We start from the raw sequence: 23,016 nt of genomic DNA on the forward strand, positions 1-23,016 counted from the left end.
TTATGATAGCGAAAAAAATTAAAACTCAAATTCCTAAAGGTTTGAGGTACAAGATAAAGTCTTATTATAATTCCTTGAGAATTAATGTTAATAGTAAAAATCTTGACAGATTGGCCTCCTATTACTGTACAGATAAATTTGGAGCTCATTTCTACACGAAGCATTACTCTCATCATTTTCATAAATTTCGAAGCAAAAAATTAAATCTTTTAGAAATAGGAGTAGGGGGGTATAATAATCCCAATAAGGGAGGAGAGTCTTTAAGGATGTGGAAGAAATACTTTAGGAACGCGAGTATTTATGGTCTTGATATTTACGATAAAAGCAATCTGGAAGAAAAGAGAATAAAAATTTATCAAGGTAGTCAGGTTGATTTGGTCTTTTTAAATAAAATGGTTGAAGAAATAGGAAGTTTAGATATAGTTATTGATGATGGGAGCCATATAAATGATCACGTGATAGAGACATTTAATTTTCTGTTTGCAAAGATGAATCCAGGAGGGATTTATGTGATAGAAGATGTACAAACATCTTATTGGCCACAATTTGGTGGCCGCTTGGACCGAAATACTTTTGAAGTTACTATTATGACCTATTTTAAATCTTTAGTAGATGGCTTAAATCATGCGGAATTCATAAATCCAAAATTAAAACCATCCTATTTTGATTTGAATATTCTCAGTATGCACTTTTACCACAACATGATTTTTATTTATAAAGGAGCTAATATTGAAAAATCGAATTTTCTCATAAATAACACCTATCCTAAAAAAGATTAGAATCTGAAATTAGTCAAAAATTATATAGTTATAATCCCAGCCCGCGCCAATTCCCAACGTCTTCCCAGAAAGAATATGAAGATCTTAGGAGATGTGCCTTTAGTGGAACACAGCATTATTTATGCTCTTGAAAATGGTTTCAACGATATTTTTGTAACTACTAATGATCCTGATGTTGCGCAATATGCCTTAAAGAGAAACCTCAATGTAATCAACAGACCTAATGATCTGTCAGGAAATGAAGAACCTATAATTACAGCTATTCAACACGCATTAGAATTTTTAGATATAGAGTATTATGCTGTGATTTTACTACAACCTACAAATCCCTTGAGACCAGAAGGTCTTCTTAAAGAGGCAACCACAGTCTTTGAACGTGAAGATTGCGAAAGTCTGATGACCGTTTCCCGAAATAAACATAAACTGGGAACTATTTCTAAGGGACAATTTAAACCTTACAATTATAAAATGGGGCAACGCAGTCAGGATATGGAACCCTTGTATTACGAAAATGGGCTGCTCTATATTTTTAAAACCGAATTAGTAAAAGAAAGTAAGCTTTTAGGAGATAGTAACTATCCTCTTATTGTCGACCACCCATTTGCCGAAATCGACATCGATACCGAAGCTGATTTTAAAAAGGCTGAGATGTTTTTTAATTATTATAAAAATTATGATAATGACTAAAGATCCTGGTTTATCTGTAATTATTCGGAATAAAAATCAGGCAGAAGCTTTGGAGTTTGCACTATATAATCTTACTACTAGGTATTCAGAAGATATAAGTGAGATACTCGTTTTAGATAATTTATCAGATGATACGAGTAGAGCGGTTTCCTTAAAATACGGGGTTAGATTTCAGACTATTGAGCATTTTAGTTATGGAGGTAGTGCAAACTTAGCAGCTTCCTTAGTTTCTCACGAAATTGCGGTAATTTTTAGTGCCCATGCTTATCCTGTAAGTCATGACTTTTTTAAATTGATAAAAGCCGCTTTTAAAGCAAACGAGAATCTCGCAGGAGTTCGCTGTATTCATAATTCCGGGGATTATAAGAGATATATCAATAATGTTAATGCTCAAAACGATCCTAAAGGGGTTGGCTTAATATTTTGTGGTTCAGCATTTAAAATTTCGGTATGGAAAAAGCATAGATTTAAGGATGATATAAAAACATTTGAAGATAAAGAATGGTCATTGAGAGTCTTAAAAAAGGGGTATTCTATAATCACCGTACCTGCTATTTTTTGTTATGATATAGCCCGATCTAAGGATCAAGAGTATATTAGATTTAAAAATGAGATTTTTGGAGCTTACCAATTATGGCATCATGATATCAAATTTAAAAATGCTTTGAATAGGTTTGTAATGACTTTTATTAAAAGCTCTAGGAATTATGTTCAAGACTTATTTTATGGCTTTAAAAAACTAATTTTTATGCTGAGATTTTTGGCAGATAAACCAGAAAAATTTCAGTAAATATTGAGATTTTATTCAACCCCTTAATATAACTTACCTTGAATCCATACATCCAAATAGGACATCGCAAAATAGGACGGGATTACCCGCCGCTGGTGATTGCAGAAATTGGGATTAATCATAAAGGTTCTCTTGCCGTGGCTAAAAAACTGGTGGATGCTGCTGCTCGAGCAGGGGCTGAAGTGGTAAAACACCAAACGCACATTGTAGAAGATGAGATGAGTGGTGCGGCTAAAAAGGTGATTCCCGGTAATGCAGACGTTTCCATTTATGAAATCATGCGCCGCTGCGCACTTAATGAAGCAGATGAATTTGCATTAAAAAACTATGTCGAAGAAAAAGGAATGCTTTTCATTTCAACTCCATTCTCACGAGCTGCGGCAAATCGACTCCAGAAAATGGAAGTTCCTGCCTATAAAATAGGTTCGGGAGAATGTAATAATTACCCTTTGCTTAAGCATATTGCGAGTTTTGGAAAACCGGTAATCTTAAGTACGGGAATGAATACTATCGAAAGTGTTTCCAAAGCAGTACAAATTTTTAAAGATGCACAGACGCCACTCGCACTGTTGCACACCACCAACTTATATCCTACCCCCATTCATTTGGTTCGTTTTGGAGCGATGACTCAACTACATGAGACATTTCCAGAAGTTCCGTTTGGATTGTCAGATCATACCTTAAATAATAATGCGTGTCTGGGCGCAGTAGCGCTTGGAGCCTCTATTCTCGAGCGTCATTTTACAGATCATAAACAACGTACGGGACCGGATATTGTATGTAGTATGGATGAGGTTGAATGTGCAGCATTAATTAAGTCAAGCACAGAAATCTGGCAGATGCGTGGTGGTGTAAAAGCTCCTGCCGCAGAAGAGCAGGTTACCATAGACTTTGCTTTTGCCACAGTATGTACTATTGCTTCGGTTAAGAAAGGAGAAAAATTTACGAAAGAAAATATTTGGGTGAAAAGACCGGGAACTGGTGGGATTCTAGCAGAGGACTTTGATTCTATGTTAGGTAAACTAGCCGCTAGAGATATTGCAGAAGATGAGCAATTAAGACTAGATGATATACTGTGAGAAAATTGAAAATTGCATATTCAAGAGTTTTTAATTTTTTAATTTACAGATACTTTAAATTAAGATTTAAGAAGAATAAAGAAATACTCGCGAAGAATTTTGAAAATGGAAAATTTGCGATTGAAGTATTTTCTAAAATGGGATTTGGAGCCAATTTGATATGGGTTTTAGAGATATTAGCATTTTGTGAGGAAAAAAACTTAACCCCTTATATAAAATTTAGAAATCCTTCCAAGCGGATTGGTGCTACTAGTTTTTCAGAACTTGTAAAGGTTCAACCAGAAAATTCAGAGAAAACTTCACTTAAGTATGCTGCAATACGTAATTTTTCAAATCTTAGCCTTCCTGACCCTTGGAACTATAACGCACGGCTGACAATTGAACGTGCAAATTTTCTAGTAAAAAAATATATAAAATTAAATATTCAATTATTTCATGAAGTAAACACCTTCGAAACATTAAATTTTAAGGAGTACACAGTAATAGGAATTCATTATAGAGGCACAGATAAGATAACTGAAGCTCCTGCGGTACATTATGATGCCGTTTTATCTGTTATGCAACAGGAAATTAAAAAATCAAAAAATAAGCTTAAGTTTTTTATCGCCAGTGATGATCAGGGTTTTATAGATTTTGTAAGAAATAATATTCCGGAATCTGCGCTTATAATTCGTTCCTTAAAACGTTCAGGTAACGGTAAACCTATCCATATTTCTTTCAGAGATTATAAGGCAGTAAATAGGGAAGCTCTGATTGATTGTTTACTGTTATCAAAATGTTCAAAGCTTTACAAAACAGCTTCTATATTAAGCGGTTGTTCTGTAATTTTTAATCCTCAGCTTGAGGTAGAAATGTTAAATGAACCGTATCCTGAATACAGATTCTTTCCAGAAAAATTTCTAATAAGTAAATCTAAGATTTGAAAAAAATTGCTTTCTTAAGTGGCACTCGTGCAGACTTTGGTAAACTAAAATCACTGATTCAGGCGGTTCAGAATGATGCTGAATTTGAATATGGCATTTTTGCAACAGGTATGCATTTGCTTGAGAAGTATGGGATGACCGTAATTGAAATTGAAAAGGCAGGATTTAAAAATATTCATCGTTTTAAAAATCATACTTCAGAGGTTAGGATGGATCTTACTTTGGCTAAAACTATTGAAGGATTTTCGGCTTATGTAAAGGATTTTAAACCAGATTTAATTGTTGTTCACGGTGACCGGGTAGAAGCTCTCGCAGGAGCTATTGTAGGCTCCCTTAATAATGTTTTAGTAGGGCATATTGAAGGAGGCGAGCTTTCGGGTACTGTAGATGAATTGATTCGGCATTCGGTGAGTAAATTGAGTCATATACACTTTGTTTCCAATAAAACAGCAGCAAGACGGCTGGTTCAAATGGGAGAGCTGGAGAGCTCTATTTTTACAGTAGGCTCTGCAGATTTAGATGTATTGTTTAGTTCTGAGTTACCAACATTAGAAACAGTTAAATCCTATTATGACATTTCGTTTGAAGATTATGCTGTGGTACTTTACCATCCGGTTACTACAGATTTTTCAAATACTAAATTGAATGCAATACAATTTGTAAATAGCTTGTTACAAGATGATTCTAAGTATATAGTAATCTTTCCAAATAACGATTTAGGCTCTACGGAAATTCTAGAGGAATATGATAAACTTAAGGACAATCCTAGATTCCGCATTTTTCCTTCCTTGAGATTTGAATATTTTATAACGCTTCTTAAAAATGCCAAGTTTCTTATTGGTAACAGTAGCGCAGGTATACACGAAGCTCCTTATTTAGGATTACCAACAATAAATATTGGGCGCCGTCAAGAGAATCGTGATTTGCATACAGATACAATTATCCATGTCCCCAATTCTCTAGACGCTATTTTAAATGGAATTAAAACAGCGAAAAATCTCCAAATAAATCCTAAAAAAAGGAAGTTAACTCAAAAAGCAGCAACTCTTTTTCTACAAACACTGCATTCGGAAGAAATTTGGAAAATAGACCAGCAAAAACAATTTAGAGATATCTAAATTTTCAAATTCAGTTTTGCAAATCAGTCAAACTACTTCTATTCAAGTAAAATCCTTAAAAAACATTATTTTCGTCTCACCCAAATTAAACTATGAGATCTGAAAAGAATTCACTCGGTATCGTTATAACAGACGGTGTTGGTTTCCGCAATTTTGTTTTGAGTTCGTTTTTAGAAAAAGCAGCTAACGATTTTACTAAAATTGTAATTTTTTCAGCTCTGCCTGTATCAGCTTACCCCAAGCTGAATTCTTCCAAATTTACGATTGTTGAGTTACCGGTTTTTGTTGAAAATAAACGGAACTGGTTTTGGCGTAAACTTAAAGAAATTACGCATTTGCAAAATCACAGGCAGAATCCTGGCATTGCAGATAATTACCAGATGAACAAGAGTAGGGGCTGGAGTCCACATGCGATTCTTGTTAAGGCGATCTATGGTATTAGTCAATTTTTTCACTCTGAAAAAAATATTCTTTTTTTTGAAAAGCTTCAGGAGGCAAGTTTTAAAAATGATCCAATAGTAAAGCAGTATGGCGATATTTTAGCTGAATTTAAAACGGATTTATTATTTTTTACCCATCAGCGACCACCCTTTATCGCAACATTAGTTTACTGGACCAGGAAACTTAATATACCTACTGCATCATTTATTTTTTCTTGGGATAATTTGGCATCAAAGGGAAGAATGGCTGCAACTTTTGATCATTTTCTGGTATGGAGCGATTTGATGAAAACTGAATTGCTGCGGTTTTACCCACTTACACTTGCAAATACTATTTCAGTAGTAGGTACACCGCAATTTGAACCATATGTATTACCAGAATATGAGCTTTCTGAAGCAGAATTTTATAAAGAATTTAATCTCCTTCCGCAGAAAAAAATAATCTGCTACAGTTGTGCAGACGCCAGTATTGGTCCTAACGATCCTCTGATTATCGCCACAATTGCTGAAGGTTTACGAAGTGGTGAAATAAGCGATGCCCAATTATTGGTGCGTACTTCCCCGGCTGAAGATGAACGCCGTTTTGCTGAAACGAAAGCCCTTTATCCTGAAATAAAATGGAATCACCCCAAGTGGGAGCTTACCCGTGAAGGTCATCCAGAACCCTGGTCTCAGCGCATTCCAACTCAAAAAGATCTTGCGGTTCTTAAAGCTGTTTTACAATATTCAGATCTGAATGTAAATATGTTATCTACAATGAGTCTCGATTTTATGCTATTTGATAAACCGGTTATTAATACAGCTTTCGGAAACCCTGAAAACGGATTGTATAATGATCAGCGATTTTTAAACTATGAGCATTACGATAATGTAGTTAAAAGCGGAGCCGTAAAAATAGCAAAGAATAAAGAAGAACTTTATAGCGCAATTAATGCCTATCTGCAAAATCCTGAGATCAATAAAAGTGAGCGAAAAGAGCTAATAAATATGCAAATTGGACAGCCATTGAATGAAACCACACAAGCATGTGTGAATGCTTTAAAAGCTATTATATGAGTAAAAAAAAGCTAGCAGTAATTTGTAATTATGTATTGCGCGCAGACCGTATAGGTGGGATGGATCGTTTTTTTGTTGCTTTTGATGCTGCCGCAAAGCAAATCAATTATGAGGTTGACTGGTTTTTTCCAGATGTTGAAACTTTTGATTTTTATAAAGATTTAAATGTTTTTTCTGCGGAAGATAAATTCACGGTAGAAACACTTTTCTTAAATCACCTCTCAACATCTAGGGCTAAATATGAGGGTTTAATAACTCATTTTATAGCGTTGAGCACTCCATTTTATAAAGAAGCAAAAAAACTAGGGTCTATTAAACAAGTGATTGCAGTGGATCATAATCCCAGACCATTAAATGGTTTTCCGTTTAAAAAGCAACTAAAAAATAGATTTAAATCACTTTTATATAGTAGTGCAATTGATCGTTTTATTGGGGTTTCAAGTTATACAGCTAAGCATATTGTAAACGATTTAGGAAAGACTATTGCTCTAAAAACTGGTGTAATTTATAATGGAATTGACACCGCGGTATTTAAAAAAAGATCCACTCAGATAGCGTCTAAAACGGACTTTAAGTTTATCGTCGTATCACATTTGCGGGAATCTAAGGGGATTCAAGATTTAATTGATGCTGTGTCCTATTTACCAGAAACTATAAAGGCTCGTATTGAAATTAGTGTTTATGGAGAAGGACCGCTAGAAGAAGGCTTAAAACAACAAGCTCAAGACTTACAGGTTTCAGAAATTATAGAATTTAAAGGTAGTTCGTCTGACATTCCAAATATACTTGCTGATTATGACTACTTGATTCAGCCTACGTATATGGAATGTTTCAGTTTATCAATTTTAGAAAGTCTATCTGCTAACGTCCCAGTTATAACAACTACAGTAGGGGGTAACCCAGAAATCATTTCAGATGGAATTAATGGCTTTCTTTTTCAGCCTAAAGATAAAATGAAACTTTCTTCCATACTTAAAGATGTAGTAAATGGTGAACTCGAAATCACAAAAGACACATCGGTTTTGATAGAAAGTGAGTATTCATTAAGCCGAATGGTAGCAGAACACATTAATTTACTTAACTAATGCATATAGCATTTCTTACTCCAGAATATCCACATCAGAATCTCAAAGCTTCTGCAGGTTTGGGAACGAGTATTAGAAATCTGGCTGAAGGTCTTTCAGTACAAAAAATACAAGTAACCGTTTTTGTTTATGATCAACAAAAGGATGTTATTTTTAATCATCAGGGAATAACTATACATAGTGTTGCAAAAAGGAAATTTAAGTTTGGTGGCTGGTTTTTGTATCGTAATTTTTTACAACGCTACATCAATAAGTTTATCAAAGAAGATAAGATTGATATATTAGAAGCTCCAGACTGGACAGGGATTACAGCATTTAGTTCTTTTGAATGTCCACTTATTATACGCCTACACGGAAGCGATGGATATTTTTGTAATCTAGAAAATAGACCTCAAAAAGCTAAGAATCGTTTGTTTGAAAAATCAGCTTTAAGAAAAGCAGATTATATTATTTCTGTAAGTAAGTTTTGTGCAGATTTAACAAAAAGTATTTTTAGTATTAAGTACGAAATAAAGGTAATTCCTAACGGGGTCGATACTACTATTTTCACCCCAAATAACAAACTTGAGGCTGATTATCAGCTTTTATATTTTGGGAGTATCATTCGCAAAAAAGGGGTTCTAGAATTGGCTCAAATTGTAAATCTTGTTTTTACAAGGGAGCCAAAGGCACATCTTGTTTTAGCAGGTGCAGACGTCAAAGATATTTTTACGCAGCGATCTACCCGAGAGCTTTTTTTACAAGAGATAGAGCCGCAATATCAGAAGCGTATTTTTTTTAAAGAAACCTTACCTTATAATGAGATAAAGGACGAGATAGCAAAGGCTTCGGTAATCGTATTACCCAGCTTTGCAGAGGCTATGCCAATGACCTGGATTGAGGCGATGTCGATGCAAAAGGCTTTAGTTACATCAGATATAGGCTGGGCAAATGAATTAATGATAGATGGAGAAACCGGTTTTACTGTTGATCCTAAAAATCATTCAGAATACGCAGATCGTATTCTTAAACTTCTACAAGATTGCACATTGCGGAAGAAAATGGGAGCAGCTGCGCGTAAACGTGTGGAGGCGAAATTTGATATGAAACACGTAGTAGATCAGAATATTATATTCTACAAAAAAGTAATACAAGGTTGATTGTTTTAAAACATAATGGTGATAGAGCCATTTCAGTTATTGATCGCAATACCTTCAAAACGGTGCCAGTAAAGGCTGTCGTACTTTCAGAAATTCTAATAGAATTAGCTCATGAGTTTACTGGTCGCACATTAGTTTGGGTTCATCAGGATGTAAATGACCTGGTAAATTTTGATTTTCTACGCTCGCTGAAAACAACTAATAATCTTCTGAGCTTTGCTGTAGCACACCCTTACATTTTGAGTGAAGAAATGGGATTTATTGACCAATCGGTTTTTTTAAATGTGAATCAGAAAGTTACCTATCCTACATATTTGATGAGTGCAGACGTGGGTTGTATTGCAGCAAATGCTTTACAACATTTTGCTTCAAACATTCCTGCACACATAAACTTTGACTTATTTCTTACGCTTTTAGCAAAATTAGGAATGCCAAATGGATTGTTATGTTATAGCGAACCCCATTTATTACAATCTAAAAGCAGTGACTTTAAAATGAGATTTTCTAAAAAACAGAAACTCACTTATTCATTTATCGCTGCAACAAAAAGTAGGGCCTGGCTTTTACTTTATGAATTTCAGCGTCTTATTTATACGAGGTCTATAAGTCCGTTTTACTTTTTTAAAGCTTTAGTCCAAAAAAAAATAGATACTTCCACGATTGGTTATCTGCCCCGAAATGAAATACGTTTTACAGACAATTCTTTATCGGAATCTATCGACGTGGTCATTCCCACGATGGGAAGAAAGTTAATATTACATCAAACCTTACGTGATTTGGCTGCTCAGTCAGTCCATCCAAAATACGTTGTACTGATAGAGCAAAATCCTGATTTTGATAGTATTTCAGATCTTGATTATCTGCACACTGAAAGGTGGCCTTTTGAAATCAAACATACCTTTACTCATCAAACAGGAGCCTGTAATGCACGTAATCTAGCATTGGATCAAGTTACCTCAGAATGGGTTTTTCTTGCAGATGATGATTTGAGAATTTCTTCAGACTTTCTAGAGAATACCTTAAAGTTTATCAGTAATAATAAACCAAAAGCATTTACTGTTAGCTGCTTACAAGAAGGTGAAGAAGAGCAGGTACAGTCTGTTATACAATGGGAGGCTTTTGGTTCTGGATGTAGTTTGGTTAAAACTTCCGTATTAAATACTATTCGATTTGACCTTGCATTTGAGTATGGTTTTGGGGAAGATGCAGATTTTGGGATGCAATTGCGCAATTCTGGAGTAGATATATTATACACACCGTTTTTAAAGTTAATACATCTAAAAGCACCATCAGGAGGCTTTAGAACACAAGTTAAAAAACCGTGGGAGAATCAAAAAAATGAACCTAAACCTTCTCCTACGGTACTCGCTTTTTTTCTTAAGCATAAAAGTGAATTTCAAATTCTGGGTTATAAAACACTTTTGTTTTTAAAGTTTTATAAGAATCAATCTGTAAAAAATCCATTTTCTTATCTTCGGCAAATGCAAAAACGCTGGAGCCTTAGCAAATATTGGGCTCAAAAACTTTTGTCAGAAAAGCAATGAATTTTTCCCTGATCATTTGTACGTATCAACGACCTATAGCTATTCTGAGTCTTTTAAATTCGGTTAGAAAGCAAACTTTATATCCTAATCAGATAATTGTTGTTGATGGTTCTAAAGAGCCAGATACTCAACATCTTTCTTTAGCAAGTACATTCAGAAATCTTGAATATTTTAAAGTAAATGATAAAGATCGCGGACTTACAAAACAGCGTAATTATGGTATTTCTAAATTGGTTATGGAGGCTGAGGTCGTTTGTTTTCTAGATGATGATGTAGTTTTAGACAAAAAATATTTCGAAGAAATTATTAATACTTTTCAAGTTCGTAATGATGTTGTAGGAGTAGGTGGGGTTGCAGTTAATGAAAATCTATGGAAACCTTCAGATAGAATTGAATCTACTGACAAAGTTTATGTTTTAGATGGTTTTGAACGCAACGAATCTCAACGATTTTACCTTCGAAATAAGTTGAATTTGCAATCGTCAGATCTACCAGGTATTATGCCATCATTCTCACATGGGCGCACCTATGGTTATCCGCTCACCGGAAATATTTATGAAGTGGATTTGCTTATAGGAATGGCTATGAGTTTCCAAAGAAGGGTTATTGATGCTGAAAAATTCAGTTTATATTTTGATGGCTACGGACTTTATGAGGATGCAGATTATAGTCTCAGAGCGTTACATTATGGGAAGAATGTTATTTGCACTTCGGCAAAATTAACACATAATCATGATCCTGCCGGTAGACCAAACTCTTTTAAATATGGTAAGATGGTCCTGCGCAATGGCTGGTATGTATGGCGGATAAAATTTCCAAAGCCTAATTTAAAATCCCGATTAAAATGGAATGCCATTGCCTTTTTACTAACGTTGATTCGTTTTAGTAATGTACTTACAACTCCTTCAAAAAAAGAAGCCTTTTTAGAAGCAGGTGGTAGAGTAGTCGGTTGGCTAAGTTTGATTTTTAGTAAACCACGGAGTTAATGAGATTTGCAGTAATTACACAAATTGAACATTATAAGGCAGGCGGAAAATATTACTCTTATACGCCTTATATAAAAGAAATGAATCTGTGGTTTAATCTTGTAGATGAGGTTTGTATTGTAGCACCCTTCAATTCTGGAATACCTACAGAAATTGATAGTGATTATAACATAAATGAAATTGAGTTTAAGCAAGTATCAGCTATTAATCTTACATCATTTTTTCAAGTTGTAAGAGCTCTTATAAAGCTTCCTGGTATATTGATTACTATTTATAGTGCGATGTCAAAAGCAGATCATATACATCTAAGATGCCCGGGTAATATGGGTTTATTAGGTGCATTTGTACAGATTTTATTTCCGCGGAAGCGAAAAACAGCAAAATATGCAGGTAATTGGGATCCAAAAGCCACACAGCCTGGGAGCTATAGGCTTCAGAAGTGGATATTGAGTAATACTACCCTCACTAAAAATATGCAGGTTTTAGTTTACGGAGATTGGCTCCATCAAACTGAAAATATTAAGCCATTTTTTACGGCCAGTTATTCAGAAGCTGACAAATATGATATTCCGTTAAGAAAGTATGATTTGCCGCTACGTTTTTTATTTGTAGGAAGTTTAGTGAGTGGTAAGCAACCTCAATATGCTATTAACCTTATCGAAGAACTTATTTTAAAAGGCTTCCCCAGTGAATTGCATTTTTATGGAGATGGTATTCTAAAAAAGTCATTAGAAGGAAATATTAATAATGAAAATTTAAAAGGCGCATTATATTTCCACGGAAATCAAAAACCGGAAGATGTACAGGAAGCTTATCAAAAAAGTCATTTTTTAATATTACCATCTAAAAGTGAGGGTTGGCCAAAGGTAGTTGCGGAAGCGATGTGGTGGGGAACAATCCCCATTGTCACACCTATTTCTTGTGTGCCCTATATGCTCGGTGAGTCGAAGCGGGGAGTACTTATCAGTACTGATTTAAAATCAGATTTAGATAAACTAATTCCAGTATTAAAGAACAAAGAAGCGTTGAAATCAATGGCTGTGGAGGCATCAAAATGGTCTAGACCATATACTTTAGATCGTTTTAATAATGAAATCGAAAAGCTCTTATAATGCGTGTTCTTCAGTTAATAGATAGTCTTGAAGTGGGAGGGGCAGAACGTATGGCTGTAAATTACGCAAATGCTTTATTGAATGAGATTGAAGTTTCAGCATTATGTACTACACGGTCCGAAGGAGATTTAAAAAACCTTTTGCAACCTGATATTCCCTATTTATTTTTAAATAAGAAACATACATTAGATCTTTTTGCCTTTTTACGCCTGCGTCGATTTGTAAAGAATCATAACATACAGATTATTCAGGCACATGGCAGTTCTTATTTTACTGCAGTTTTTTTAAAAATTATTACACCAGCTCTTAAAGTTGTTTGGCACGATCATTATGGCAATAGCGAATATTTAAAGGAAAGAAATACGACATTTTTAAAACCATTAAGTCGATATTTTGATGCTGTTATTTCTGTAAATGACATATTGAGCCGCTGGTCTAATGAATATTTGAATATTGAAAAGCATATTTTTTTAAAGAATTTTATTGCTGATGCGTTGCCATTAAATCAAGATTTTAATCCTAAAGGAATAAAAGGAAAGCGATTAGTTTGTGTTGCAAATCTTAGACCTCAAAAAAATCATATGCTTTTATTGAGAGCTTTTGAGGAAGTGCTCAAGATGGATGATGAATATACTTTGCATTTGTTTGGAAGCAAGATAGATCCAGTTTATTCACAAATGATCTTAAGTAATTTCAAAGCCCCTCATTTCTATGAAAAAGTTTTTTATTACGGGACGCATCTCAAACTATCCGCTGTGTTGCCTTATTTTGATATAGGTGTTTTAGCATCTCATTCTGAAGGTCTGCCTTTAGCTTTATTAGAATATGGACAAGCAGGTCTTGCTGTTGTAGCAACTGATGTAGGAGATTGCGCTAAAGTTCTTGACGGATGTGGACAGGTTATCCAACCTGGAAATATAGACAGTTTAGTGGCGGCGATTTTAAAATACGCTGAGGAACCAGAATTAAGATTGAAATATGCGACATTATTAAAAGAACGGGTTAATAACGAGTATTCGGACCAGGCTCAAGTAAAACAACTATTATATTTATATGAGCACGTCATCCACTAATTACAACAAAACCTACATACAACTCATTGCTTTACACATTGCAATAGGTTTTGCTATATACTTGTTTCAGTTTCTTGGGATGATCTACTTTCTTGGATCTTTAGCATTATTAGTGTTTTGGGTTTTTCAAACTGGGAATAAGCGAAATCAAGTGCTTATTGCAGCTGCCTATATGACTTCTGGCGAAGTCTTTTTTAGAATGACAGGCGGGAGTATTATACCTTGGGAAGCAGGTAAATATTCTGTTATATGTTTTATTTTATTAGGATTAGTTTTTAGCGGAACTTCTAGAAAATCTTCCATTTATTGGCTCTATTTATTGCTTCTAATACCGGGTGTGATTTATGCGGCATCAACACTCAATTTTGATACAAATGTTAGAAATGCTATTGTATTTAATCTAAGCGGACCATTTTGTCTAGGTATTGCAGCTCTGTATTGTTACGACCGTAGAATAACTCGAAATCAACTGCACCATATCGTCTGGGCGCTTTTGATGCCGGTTGTTGCCTTAGGTTCGTATCTATACTTTTTTACTCCAGATACTCAAGATGTTTTAAATGGAACTCAATCTAATTTTGCATTATCAGGGGGTTATGGCCCCAATCAAGTGGCAACTGTTTTAGGAATAGGGATGTTTGCGTTAACGATACAATTATTTGTAAATGGTAGAAATAAGCTCATATTTGGATTAAATCTGGCCTTACTGATGTTTCTTACCTATCGTGCAATTATTACTTTTTCTAGGGGAGGAATATTTACAGCTGCTATTATAAGCGTTGTATTTATGTTTTTTTATTTTCAAGGTGTATCAAAGAAAAAGAAAAATGCGCTTTCTTTTTATATGATTGTTCTTGGAATTGCCATTGCAATGACTTGGTTTGTATCCTCAATGCGCACAATGGGTCTTATTGATTTGCGCTATGCAAATAAAGATGCTGCAGGTCGTATTAAAGAAGATATTTCTACGGGTAGGCAGGAATTAGTGAGTTCAGAGCTTAACTTCTTTATTGAAAATCCTGTGATGGGTATTGGAGTTGGTAAGACCCGGGAATACCGCGAAGAAAAATTAGATATTCTGGCAGCTTCTCATAATGAACTCAGTAGATTATTGTCTGAGCACGGAATATTTGGTTTGTTTGCTTTACTTATTTTATTAATAGCTCCGTTATTTTTTAGAATAAGTAATAGGAAAAACTATCTGTTTTATTCATTTTATGGTTTTTGGTTTCTCACGATAAATCACTCCTCTATGCGTATAGCCGCACCGGCTTTTTTATATGCTCTCGCGCTAATTAATATTATTGATGAAAAGAAAAATCCTGTACATAGGAAACAAATTAGCGGCTAAGGGTGCTACACCCACAAGTATAGATACGCTAGGTCCTAAATTAGCGGCATCGGGATTTTCATTACGTTATGCAGGGACTAAAACCTCAAAGGCAAAACGTCTAATTCAAATGTTATTTGCGATTTTTAAGAATAGAAATTGGATTGATTATGTACTTATAGATACCTATAGCACTCAAAATTTTTGGTTTGCCTATTTGTCAGCAAGATTATGCGTTTTTTTTCAACTGAAATATATTCCTATTCTTCACGGTGGTAATTTGCCGTATCGCTTAAAATCTAATCCTAAGGCGAGTGACTTCTTATTTAAAAAGTCATACTTGAATGTGAGTCCGTCTTTGTATCTCAAAGAGTTCTTTAATAGCCAAGGTTACTCGGTTATACATATTCCTAATGCTATAGAACTTGAAAAGTATGAATTTAAAAAGCGTGAATTATTGCGGCCAAAATTACTTTGGGTAAGATCATTTGCTGATTTATATAATCCTCTTCTTGCTTTAAAAATTTTAGAAAGTTTAAAGCAATCTTTTCCCTTAGCAGAACTATGCATGGTGGGGCCTGCTAAAGATACAAGCTTAAATGAATGCAGAATTTATGCTGCTAAAAATAAGTTGCCTGTTACATTTATGGGAAAGTTGTCAAAGTCGGAGTGGATTGCACTATCAGAAAACTATGATATCTTCATTAATACTTCTCATTTTGATAATTTCCCTGTGAGTATTATCGAAGCAATGGCTCTAGGTCTGCCAGTAGTAAGTACTAACGTGGGTGGAATTCCCTATATGATAGAAGATAAAACTACCGGATTTTTAGTTGAGGATAATGATCTCGTAAATTTTGTAGAGAAGATAAAGTTCTTATTGAATAATTCTCAGAAAATCTATGAAATAACAGGCAATGCACGTGCACAGGTAAAAGACTTTAATTGGTCTGTTGTTGAGAATCAATGGATTAAAATCTTACAATAAATAGGCTATATTTGAAAACCACAAATGCCCCTTAAAATGTCTTGGATCCCTAAAATCCATTTTGAAATATCAGAGCGTAAAATCCTATTGCGCCTATTTGATCTTGCGGCCATCTTTTCTATGCTGGCCCTTTTAGTCATTTTTTTTCAGTTTGATTATTTTAGAATTAATTCAGAACGTTGGGAGTGGACCTTAGTTTTGGCCACTTATTATTCGGTATTTGCCGTTATTTTTGAGATGTATGATTTGCAGAAAGCAGCATCATATCAGACAACTCTTCAAAATGTAATACTAACCGTTTCTGTAACGGTTTTGTTTTTTATACTTACTCCGTTTTTAACACCCGTTTTACCAGAGAATAGACTGCAAATTGTCTATTTCTATTTTGCGATGGTTTTAGGACTTTTGATCTGGAGGTATGCGTATATAACTTTAATCTCTGCGCCTAGATTTAATAAAAGAATACTAATTGTAGGGAACAGTTATGACATAAATTTAATTGCTGAAAATCTTCACATTGCCGATCCTAATTATCGGGTTATAGGATATATAAACACAGATGCAATTAAGAAAGATGCACTTGATAGAAGGCTAAAGGCTATCGAAGTATCAGATTTAGTAGATTCAATCTCAAAATTTTCAGTATCAGAAATTGTTGTTGCTAGTCCGTCTAAAGGTGTAGGAATAGACCTTTATAATCAGTTGATGTTGCTCTTAGGAGAGGGATTTCCTATTAGAGAATATACGCAAGTTTATGAAGAAATTACACAACGCGTACCGGTACAACATGTAGAACGTGACTTTTATAAATACTTCCCATTTAGTCGCAGCAATAAAAACAGATTCTACTTAACGATAAGCAGATTATTCAATATCATATTTGCCATAGGAGTACTTATTATAGCAATCTTTTTGTTGCCGCTGGTTCTGGTGGGTAATATGCTTGGCAATCGCGGACCATTACTATATTTTCAAGACCGTGTGGGTCAAAACGGTAAGCTTTTTACTATTTTAAAACTGCGCACAATGGTGAAAAATGCTGAATCTAATGGAGCACAATGGGCTCAAAAATCTGACCGAAGAATAACTCCCTTCGGAAAAATTCTTAGAAACACCCGCATCGATGAAATACCTCAATGTATAAATATATTAAAAGGCGAAATGAGTCTTATCGGACCTCGACCAGAACGGCCAGTGTTTGTTAAAGAGCTATCTCAAAAAATTGCTTTTTATGATATTAGACACGTAGTGAAGCCGGGTTTAACAGGGTGGGCGCAAGTACGTGGACGCTATGTAAACTCTGTGGATGACACCCTAGAAAAGCTTCAGTACGATTTGTTTTATATTAAGCATCGTAACTTATTTTTAGACTTAAATATTCTTCTCAAAACCATTAGTACTGTAATCTATTACAGAGGGCAATAGCTGCTATTTTTTCCGTCTAAAAAAAGAAAGTAGTAAAAGGATTCCCGCTGGTATAAAAGCCAACTTCGGAATATAATCTCCATACTGGGTATAAAAGGTGATCGTGTCTGAGCTATTTATAGTTCCTTTTAAAGTACCCTTTAATCCATATCCAAGCTCTTTTTCAATCTCACCTTTTTGATTAATTAGTGCAGATATACCGGTATTAGCGCTTCTGGCTATACTTCTGCGATTTTCAATTGCACGCAAACGGGCATAGTTTAAATGTTGTTTATGTCCCTGCGTATTTCCCCACCAGGCATCATTTGTCATAATTGCAAGAAATTGCGCACCCTCCTTCACATAACCCGTTACATAATCTCCATAAACAGATTCATAGCAAATTACTGGAGCTACTTTTGTGCCATTAATTCCTGTAAAAGCAGTTCTGTCCTTTTGAATTGTTTTCATAGATACGGTACCGCCGAGATCTATCATTACATCTCCTAAAATAGGTTTTAATATACTCTGATATGGAAAATTCTCTACGCCTACAACCAGTTTACTCTTATGATAAATCTGGGATTTTTCAGTTCTATTTAGCAGGAATGCAGAATTGAAAAAATCTGCCCAAAGTGGATTTCCCAAGCGATCATTACCTACAAAATTACTGGTAGGCAAAAGATCGTTTTCATTAGTATAAAGCCTGTAAAATTGTATTCCTGCCATATAATTAAGGTCAGGATATTTTACTAAAAATTGTTGAGCCTTGTCTTTTTCTGCACTGTAATCAAAGTTTCTGAGGTCTACACCTGCACCTTCTGCTAAAACTGTTTCAGGAGCTATTAAAAAATCGGTGTTTGATGTGAGCGAAGCATTTGCTTCTTCAAATAATAAATCACCAATGCGATCATTAGTAGTATTGTATTTTTCGGTATAGGGATCAATATTAGGTTGTAACAAAACCACTTCTATAGGATTATTTACTTCGGTATAGGTGTGGTAAAGAATTTGGCTAATTGCAATTGGAAGTACGACTACAACTAATGGCAACAAAAGGTTTTTAATCAGTATTTTAAGGTTGTTATTCTCATTGTAAAAAATTATGGCTTTGAAGATCAATACATTTATGATCCATACCCATAGCGTGCCTCCAAAGGTTCCGGTATATTCATACCATTGAATCCAGCCCGTTGTGATTGCAAAAGCATTTCCTAGATTTAACCATGGCCAGGAGAAATCCCAGTTTAGATGTAAATATTCAAAAAGCATCCATAATGTGACTAAAAACAGCAAACTCAGGTTTGTATTAAAGCGTTTGGAAATGCGTACATACAGTAACCACACCGATGTCATCAAAAGAGCATTTGCAAGTACAGCAAACCACATCCCAAAACCAGTAGAGTTGTACAGCCACCACGTCGTAATTATATTGAATATGAAAAAGCTTACGTATGTGCTTACTAATATTTTTAATGCAGGTCTTTTAATACCTGTTCTTAAGTAGTTGCGAGTAGCTATAAGTAAGGGTACAAATCCAAAGAATAATAATAGTGGAAATCCATATGTAGGCCATGCGATTGCAAGTATAATCCCTGAAGAAATGGCTAAAAAAAAGTTTTTCATAATACGCTAAAATGATGATGCAAGTTAAGATTTCGATTTTTTAAATCGTGGAGAGAATCAAAAACCTACTCATAAAATTTAATGATGTTAAAGCTGTTCTAAATATAATTTGAAGCAGGGATATTGTGAGTAATTTAGAAAAAAAACGAGATGAGTATTTTAATAACGGGGGCAACAGGATTAGTAGGAAAAGCTTTGACCGAAGAATTATTAAATTCTGGTAAACAGGTCAATTATCTGACTACAAGTCCTAATAAAATAGAGACGAAAGAAAATTATAAAGGTTTTCTTTGGAATCCTAGCGAAGGAGAAATCGATGTGCGATGCTTTCACGGTGTAACCACTATAGTACATCTGGCAGGAGCAAGTATAGCAGAGCGTTGGACTGAGGAGTATAAGTCTATAATTGTTGACAGTCGAATTAAAACTGCTCAGTTATTATGTAGTACACTAAAAAATATTGATCATACTGTCGCTCATTTTGTATCTGCTAGTGCTATTGGAGCGTATCCATCTTCTAAAACAATTGAGTATTCTGAAAATTTTGAGGTTTATAATTCTGGTTTTTTAGGAGATGTTGTAAAAGTATGGGAGGACGCAGCAGACCTTTTTAAAGAATTAAATATTAAGGTTTCTAAGATACGTATTGGCGTTGTTCTATCAAAGAAAGGTGGTGCCTTGGAAAAATTAATTCAGCCAATCAAAATGTACATAGGAGCACCATTAGGGGATGGTGAGCAATGGCAATCTTGGATTCATTTAAAGGATTTGGCTCGGGTATTTAGTTATGTGGTGACTCATGAACTTGAAGGTATTTATAATGCTGTAGCGCCTTCACCAGTAACTAATAAAGAAATGACTAAAGAGGCGGCTTCTGTTCTCAACAAGCCTTTATTTTTGCCAAAGGTACCTGCATTTATGCTCAAATTATTATTGGGTGATATGGCTGCTATAGTTTTAGAAAGTCAAAAAGTAAGTTCTAATAAAATAGAACAAAAGGGTTTTGATTTCAAGTTTAAACAAGTAGACGTAGCGCTACAGGATTTATTAAAATAAAAAAAGCCCGGCAATGCCGGGCTTTTTTTTGTTCAATACTAAATTTTACATCTGCTGATTTGCAACAATTGTAAATTCTAATTCAATATCATCATTAATAAATTTATCACCTAAATTATCAAATACAGATTTTGATCCGTAGTTAACTCCCCAATCTGTACGGTCGATTGTAAAAGGCTCAGACTTTAAGGTTAATGTATTTCCGGCAACTTCATACATTACAGGGAATTCAATATTTTTCTTAGATTCCTTGATAGTTAAGTTTCCAGACATCATTTTCTTACCGTCTTTTTCTGTAATACCGGTAATTTCAAATGCAGCTGTAGGGTATTTTTTCACATTAAAGAAGTCACCTTCTTTACCAGCAACTGTACCTTTTAAATGGTCTTCTAAACTTACTTTTTGATCTCCTTCTAAATCAGTAACAACAATTGAAGTCATGTTAATAAGAAAACTACCACTTATTTTGTCTCCTTCAAGACGTACGACACCAGATTCTACAGCTACCGTACCTGTGTGAACTCCTGCAGGTTTTTTACCTTCCCAGTTAATTGTAGATGCTTCTTTGTCTAGCATGTATTTTGCAGCTTCCTGAGAAGCCTCTACAGCAGATTCTGCATCTGTTGCTTCAGTCTCATTTTTTGCTTCATTCTTGCAAGAAACGAAAGCTGTAACAAGCACAGCCATAGTAAAAAGCGATAATAATTTGATCTTCATTTGATATACCTTTAAGTGTTAATTTTTAGCAATCAAATTTATAAGATTGTACGAGATAACCTCTTAAATAAAATATAAATTATCTCAGTGACATTTTGACATTTTAATAATATTGGCAGCAATTTTGCCTATGCAAGAGAAATTACAATAAAAATGAGTTCAGAAAATAGAGACGATATAGTAAATGATCAGGAAGATCTAAATACAGAGACTAGCAATCAAGAAACTGAAGTTTCTGAAAACGAATTAACTGTAGAAGATCAAGTGCTTAATTTACAAGCAGAATTAGATAAGGAAAAAGATAAATTTCTTAGACTTTTTGCAGAATTTGAGAACTACAAAAGACGTACTGGTAAAGAACGTGTAGAGATGTTTAAAACTGCAGGGCAAGAGGTTATGCAATCTATGCTTCCGGTTCTTGACGATTTTGACAGAGCACTTATTGAAATTCAGAAAGCAAAAGATAAAAATCTTCAAAAGGGAGTAGAGTTAATATCTAACAAATTACGAGAGACTTTAAAGTCAAAAGGACTTAAAGAAATGGAAGTTTCTGCTGGAGATGTTTTTGATGCAGATATACACGAGGCAATTACTCAAATTCCTGCACCTAAAGACAGCTTGAAAGGTAAGATTGTAGATGTTATCGAAAAAGGCTACGAACTTGGTGAAAAAATTATTCGTTTTCCAAAGGTTGTTACCGGTAAATAGTTAACCTGCAAAACGAGGCGAAGAATACGATTTAAATTATTGAAGAGACGATTGGGATGAAAGAAGATTATTACGACATATTAGGATTAAGTAAAGGAGCAACTGCTGCCGAAATTAAAAAGGCATACCGTAAAAAGGCAATTCAATATCACCCGGATAAAAACCCAGGAGATAATGAGGCCGAAGATATGTTTAAAAAAGCAGCTGAGGCTTATGAGATTCTAAGTGATGAGAATAAGCGTGCGCGTTACGATCAATATGGACACCAGGCCTTTGAAGGTGGCGGTGGCTATGGCGGTGGTAATATGAATATGGATGATATCTTCAGTCAATTTGGTGATATTTTTGGCAGTGCTTTCGGCGGCGGAGGCGGTGGCTTTGGAGGTTTTGGTGGCGGCTTTAGTGGCGGTCAACGTAGAACCAAAGGAAGCAACTTACGTATACGGGTAAAACTTACGCTGGAGGAAATTGCTAACGGCGCAGAAAAGAAAATAAAAGTTAAGCGTAAAAAGCAAGCTAGTGGCACCACGTACAAAACGTGTTCTACTTGTAATGGTATGGGGCAAGTTACCCGTGTTACCAATACGATATTAGGTAGAATGCAAACAGCATCTCCTTGTACAACTTGTGGAGGTAGTGGTCAAATTATAGACTCAAAACCGGCAGAAGCAGATTCTCAAGGTATGCTTACTGAAGAGGAAACTGTATCTATAAAAATACCTGCAGGTGTTGTAGATGGTATGCAACTTAAAGTAACCGGAAAAGGAAATGAGGCTCCAGGTAATAATGGGGTTTCAGGAGATTTACTGGTTGTAATTGAAGAAGCTCCTCACGAGACTCTTAGTAGAGAAGGCGATAACTTACATTATGATTTGTATGTGAGTATTCCGGAGGCAGTTCTGGGAACAAGTAAAGACATTGATACAGTTACTGGTAAAGTGCGTATTAAGATTGAAGAAGGTGCGCAAAGTGGTAAAATTTTACGCTTACGCGGAAAAGGGATTCCTTCTATAAATGGTTATGGCAAAGGAGATTTATTAGTACACGTAAATGTCTGGACTCCTAAAAATTTAAATAAAGAGCAAAAAGAATTTTTTGAAAATATGCTCGATGATGAGCACTTTTCTCCTCAACCTCAAAACGAAGATAAATCGTTCTTTGAGAAGGTGAAAGACATGTTTTCTTAGATTTTAAGAGCTTATTAAGAAAAATGTGTATATTTGAATATCACTAATCACTAGTTAGTGATATTTTTCTTTTTCATAGCAATTTTTTTCCCATCCTTGATGCAAATTAAGGGTGGGTTTTTGTTTTAGGCTAATTTGTGTTGAAGAATATTCACCTAATAAATTGCAAACTAGTTATTTGATTAACTA

General features: G+C 34.8%; 21 protein-coding genes. 19 read left to right on the plus strand and 2 right to left on the minus strand.

Features of this window, described 5'->3' with window-relative positions; genetic code table 11:
• The first annotated feature begins 2 nt into the window (after positions 1-2).
• The 16 genes from ABVM53_RS09900 (at position 3) to ABVM53_RS09975 (ending at position 17,554) form a co-directional block, all read left to right on the plus strand.
• Complete coding sequence (locus ABVM53_RS09900; RefSeq protein WP_405325661.1) at positions 3-779, plus strand: class I SAM-dependent methyltransferase; 777 nt, start codon at positions 3-5, stop codon at positions 777-779.
• A gap of 33 nt (positions 780-812) precedes the next feature.
• On the plus strand, positions 813-1,466 hold the full coding sequence (locus ABVM53_RS09905) for a cytidylyltransferase domain-containing protein (protein ID WP_405330858.1): 654 nt from the start codon (positions 813-815) through the stop codon (positions 1,464-1,466).
• Positions 1,459-2,256 carry a glycosyltransferase gene (locus tag ABVM53_RS09910; protein ID WP_405325663.1) on the plus strand — a complete coding sequence of 266 codons (798 nt, stop codon included), beginning with the start codon at positions 1,459-1,461 and terminating at the stop codon, positions 2,254-2,256. Before ABVM53_RS09905 ends, ABVM53_RS09910 begins: the two co-directional genes overlap by 8 nt.
• Positions 2,257-2,294: 38 nt before the next feature.
• Entirely contained in the window at positions 2,295-3,335 is a 1,041-nt protein-coding gene (gene neuB / locus ABVM53_RS09915; protein ID WP_405325665.1) for an N-acetylneuraminate synthase, read from the plus strand.
• On the plus strand, positions 3,332-4,258 hold the full coding sequence (locus ABVM53_RS09920) for a hypothetical protein (protein ID WP_405325667.1): 927 nt from the start codon (positions 3,332-3,334) through the stop codon (positions 4,256-4,258). Before neuB ends, ABVM53_RS09920 begins: the two co-directional genes overlap by 4 nt.
• Positions 4,255-5,376, plus strand: a complete 1,122-nt coding sequence (neuC, locus tag ABVM53_RS09925; protein ID WP_405325669.1) for a UDP-N-acetylglucosamine 2-epimerase — start codon at positions 4,255-4,257, stop codon at positions 5,374-5,376. Before ABVM53_RS09920 ends, neuC begins: the two co-directional genes overlap by 4 nt.
• 92 nt (positions 5,377-5,468) lie before the next feature.
• Positions 5,469-6,872, plus strand: a complete 1,404-nt coding sequence (locus tag ABVM53_RS09930) for a hypothetical protein (protein WP_405325671.1) — start codon at positions 5,469-5,471, stop codon at positions 6,870-6,872.
• A complete protein-coding gene (locus tag ABVM53_RS09935; RefSeq protein ID WP_405325673.1) occupies positions 6,869-7,957 on the plus strand; it encodes a glycosyltransferase family 4 protein in 1,089 nt (362 codons plus the stop codon). Before ABVM53_RS09930 ends, ABVM53_RS09935 begins: the two co-directional genes overlap by 4 nt.
• Positions 7,957-9,096, plus strand: a complete 1,140-nt coding sequence (locus ABVM53_RS09940) for a glycosyltransferase family 4 protein (protein ID WP_405325675.1) — start codon at positions 7,957-7,959, stop codon at positions 9,094-9,096. Before ABVM53_RS09935 ends, ABVM53_RS09940 begins: the two co-directional genes overlap by 1 nt.
• The gene (locus tag ABVM53_RS09945; RefSeq protein ID WP_405325677.1) at positions 9,093-10,640 is read left to right on the plus strand and encodes a glycosyltransferase family 2 protein; all 1,548 of its coding nucleotides are present in this window, start codon (positions 9,093-9,095) and stop codon (positions 10,638-10,640) included. Before ABVM53_RS09940 ends, ABVM53_RS09945 begins: the two co-directional genes overlap by 4 nt.
• Positions 10,637-11,626: a glycosyltransferase family 2 protein gene (locus ABVM53_RS09950; protein ID WP_405325679.1), complete on the plus strand. Its 990-nt coding sequence runs from the start codon at positions 10,637-10,639 to the stop codon at positions 11,624-11,626. Before ABVM53_RS09945 ends, ABVM53_RS09950 begins: the two co-directional genes overlap by 4 nt.
• Positions 11,626-12,738, plus strand: a complete 1,113-nt coding sequence (locus ABVM53_RS09955; RefSeq protein WP_405325681.1) for a glycosyltransferase family 4 protein — start codon at positions 11,626-11,628, stop codon at positions 12,736-12,738. Before ABVM53_RS09950 ends, ABVM53_RS09955 begins: the two co-directional genes overlap by 1 nt.
• On the plus strand, positions 12,738-13,811 hold the full coding sequence (locus ABVM53_RS09960; protein ID WP_405325683.1) for a glycosyltransferase: 1,074 nt from the start codon (positions 12,738-12,740) through the stop codon (positions 13,809-13,811). The genes ABVM53_RS09955 and ABVM53_RS09960 overlap by 1 nt, the downstream gene beginning before the upstream one ends.
• Positions 13,792-15,162: an O-antigen ligase family protein gene (locus ABVM53_RS09965; protein ID WP_405325685.1), complete on the plus strand. Its 1,371-nt coding sequence runs from the start codon at positions 13,792-13,794 to the stop codon at positions 15,160-15,162. Before ABVM53_RS09960 ends, ABVM53_RS09965 begins: the two co-directional genes overlap by 20 nt.
• Complete coding sequence (locus ABVM53_RS09970; RefSeq protein ID WP_405325687.1) at positions 15,119-16,129, plus strand: glycosyltransferase family 4 protein; 1,011 nt, start codon at positions 15,119-15,121, stop codon at positions 16,127-16,129. The genes ABVM53_RS09965 and ABVM53_RS09970 overlap by 44 nt, the downstream gene beginning before the upstream one ends.
• A gap of 36 nt (positions 16,130-16,165) precedes the next feature.
• Positions 16,166-17,554, plus strand: coding sequence for a sugar transferase (locus tag ABVM53_RS09975; protein ID WP_405325689.1), 1,389 nt, complete (start codon positions 16,166-16,168; stop codon positions 17,552-17,554).
• Positions 17,555-17,557: 3 nt separating this feature from the next.
• Here ABVM53_RS09975 and lnt read toward each other — a convergent pair whose 3' ends face one another.
• The gene (gene lnt / locus ABVM53_RS09980) at positions 17,558-19,159 is read right to left on the minus strand and encodes an apolipoprotein N-acyltransferase (RefSeq protein WP_405325691.1); all 1,602 of its coding nucleotides are present in this window, start codon (positions 19,157-19,159) and stop codon (positions 17,558-17,560) included.
• Positions 19,160-19,309: 150 nt separating this feature from the next.
• On the opposite strand from lnt, the gene ABVM53_RS09985 reads away from it, so the two are divergent.
• Positions 19,310-20,215, plus strand: coding sequence for a TIGR01777 family oxidoreductase (locus ABVM53_RS09985; protein ID WP_405325693.1), 906 nt, complete (start codon positions 19,310-19,312; stop codon positions 20,213-20,215).
• A gap of 45 nt (positions 20,216-20,260) precedes the next feature.
• Here ABVM53_RS09985 and ABVM53_RS09990 read toward each other — a convergent pair whose 3' ends face one another.
• The gene (locus tag ABVM53_RS09990) at positions 20,261-20,932 is read right to left on the minus strand and encodes a YceI family protein (RefSeq protein WP_405325695.1); all 672 of its coding nucleotides are present in this window, start codon (positions 20,930-20,932) and stop codon (positions 20,261-20,263) included.
• Positions 20,933-21,085: 153 nt separating this feature from the next.
• Between ABVM53_RS09990 and ABVM53_RS09995 the strand changes: the two genes are divergently transcribed.
• Both ABVM53_RS09995 and dnaJ read left to right on the plus strand, forming a co-directional pair.
• A complete protein-coding gene (locus ABVM53_RS09995; protein ID WP_128756635.1) occupies positions 21,086-21,640 on the plus strand; it encodes a nucleotide exchange factor GrpE in 555 nt (184 codons plus the stop codon).
• Between the two features lie 56 nt (positions 21,641-21,696).
• Positions 21,697-22,827: a molecular chaperone DnaJ gene (gene dnaJ / locus ABVM53_RS10000; protein ID WP_128756636.1), complete on the plus strand. Its 1,131-nt coding sequence runs from the start codon at positions 21,697-21,699 to the stop codon at positions 22,825-22,827.
• Positions 22,828-23,016: the final 189 nt, after the last annotated feature.

It is taken from the genome of Leeuwenhoekiella sp. LLG6367-2.1 (assembly GCF_045055775.1).
In the GTDB taxonomy this organism is placed as follows: Bacteria; Bacteroidota; Bacteroidia; order Flavobacteriales; family Flavobacteriaceae; genus Leeuwenhoekiella; species Leeuwenhoekiella aequorea.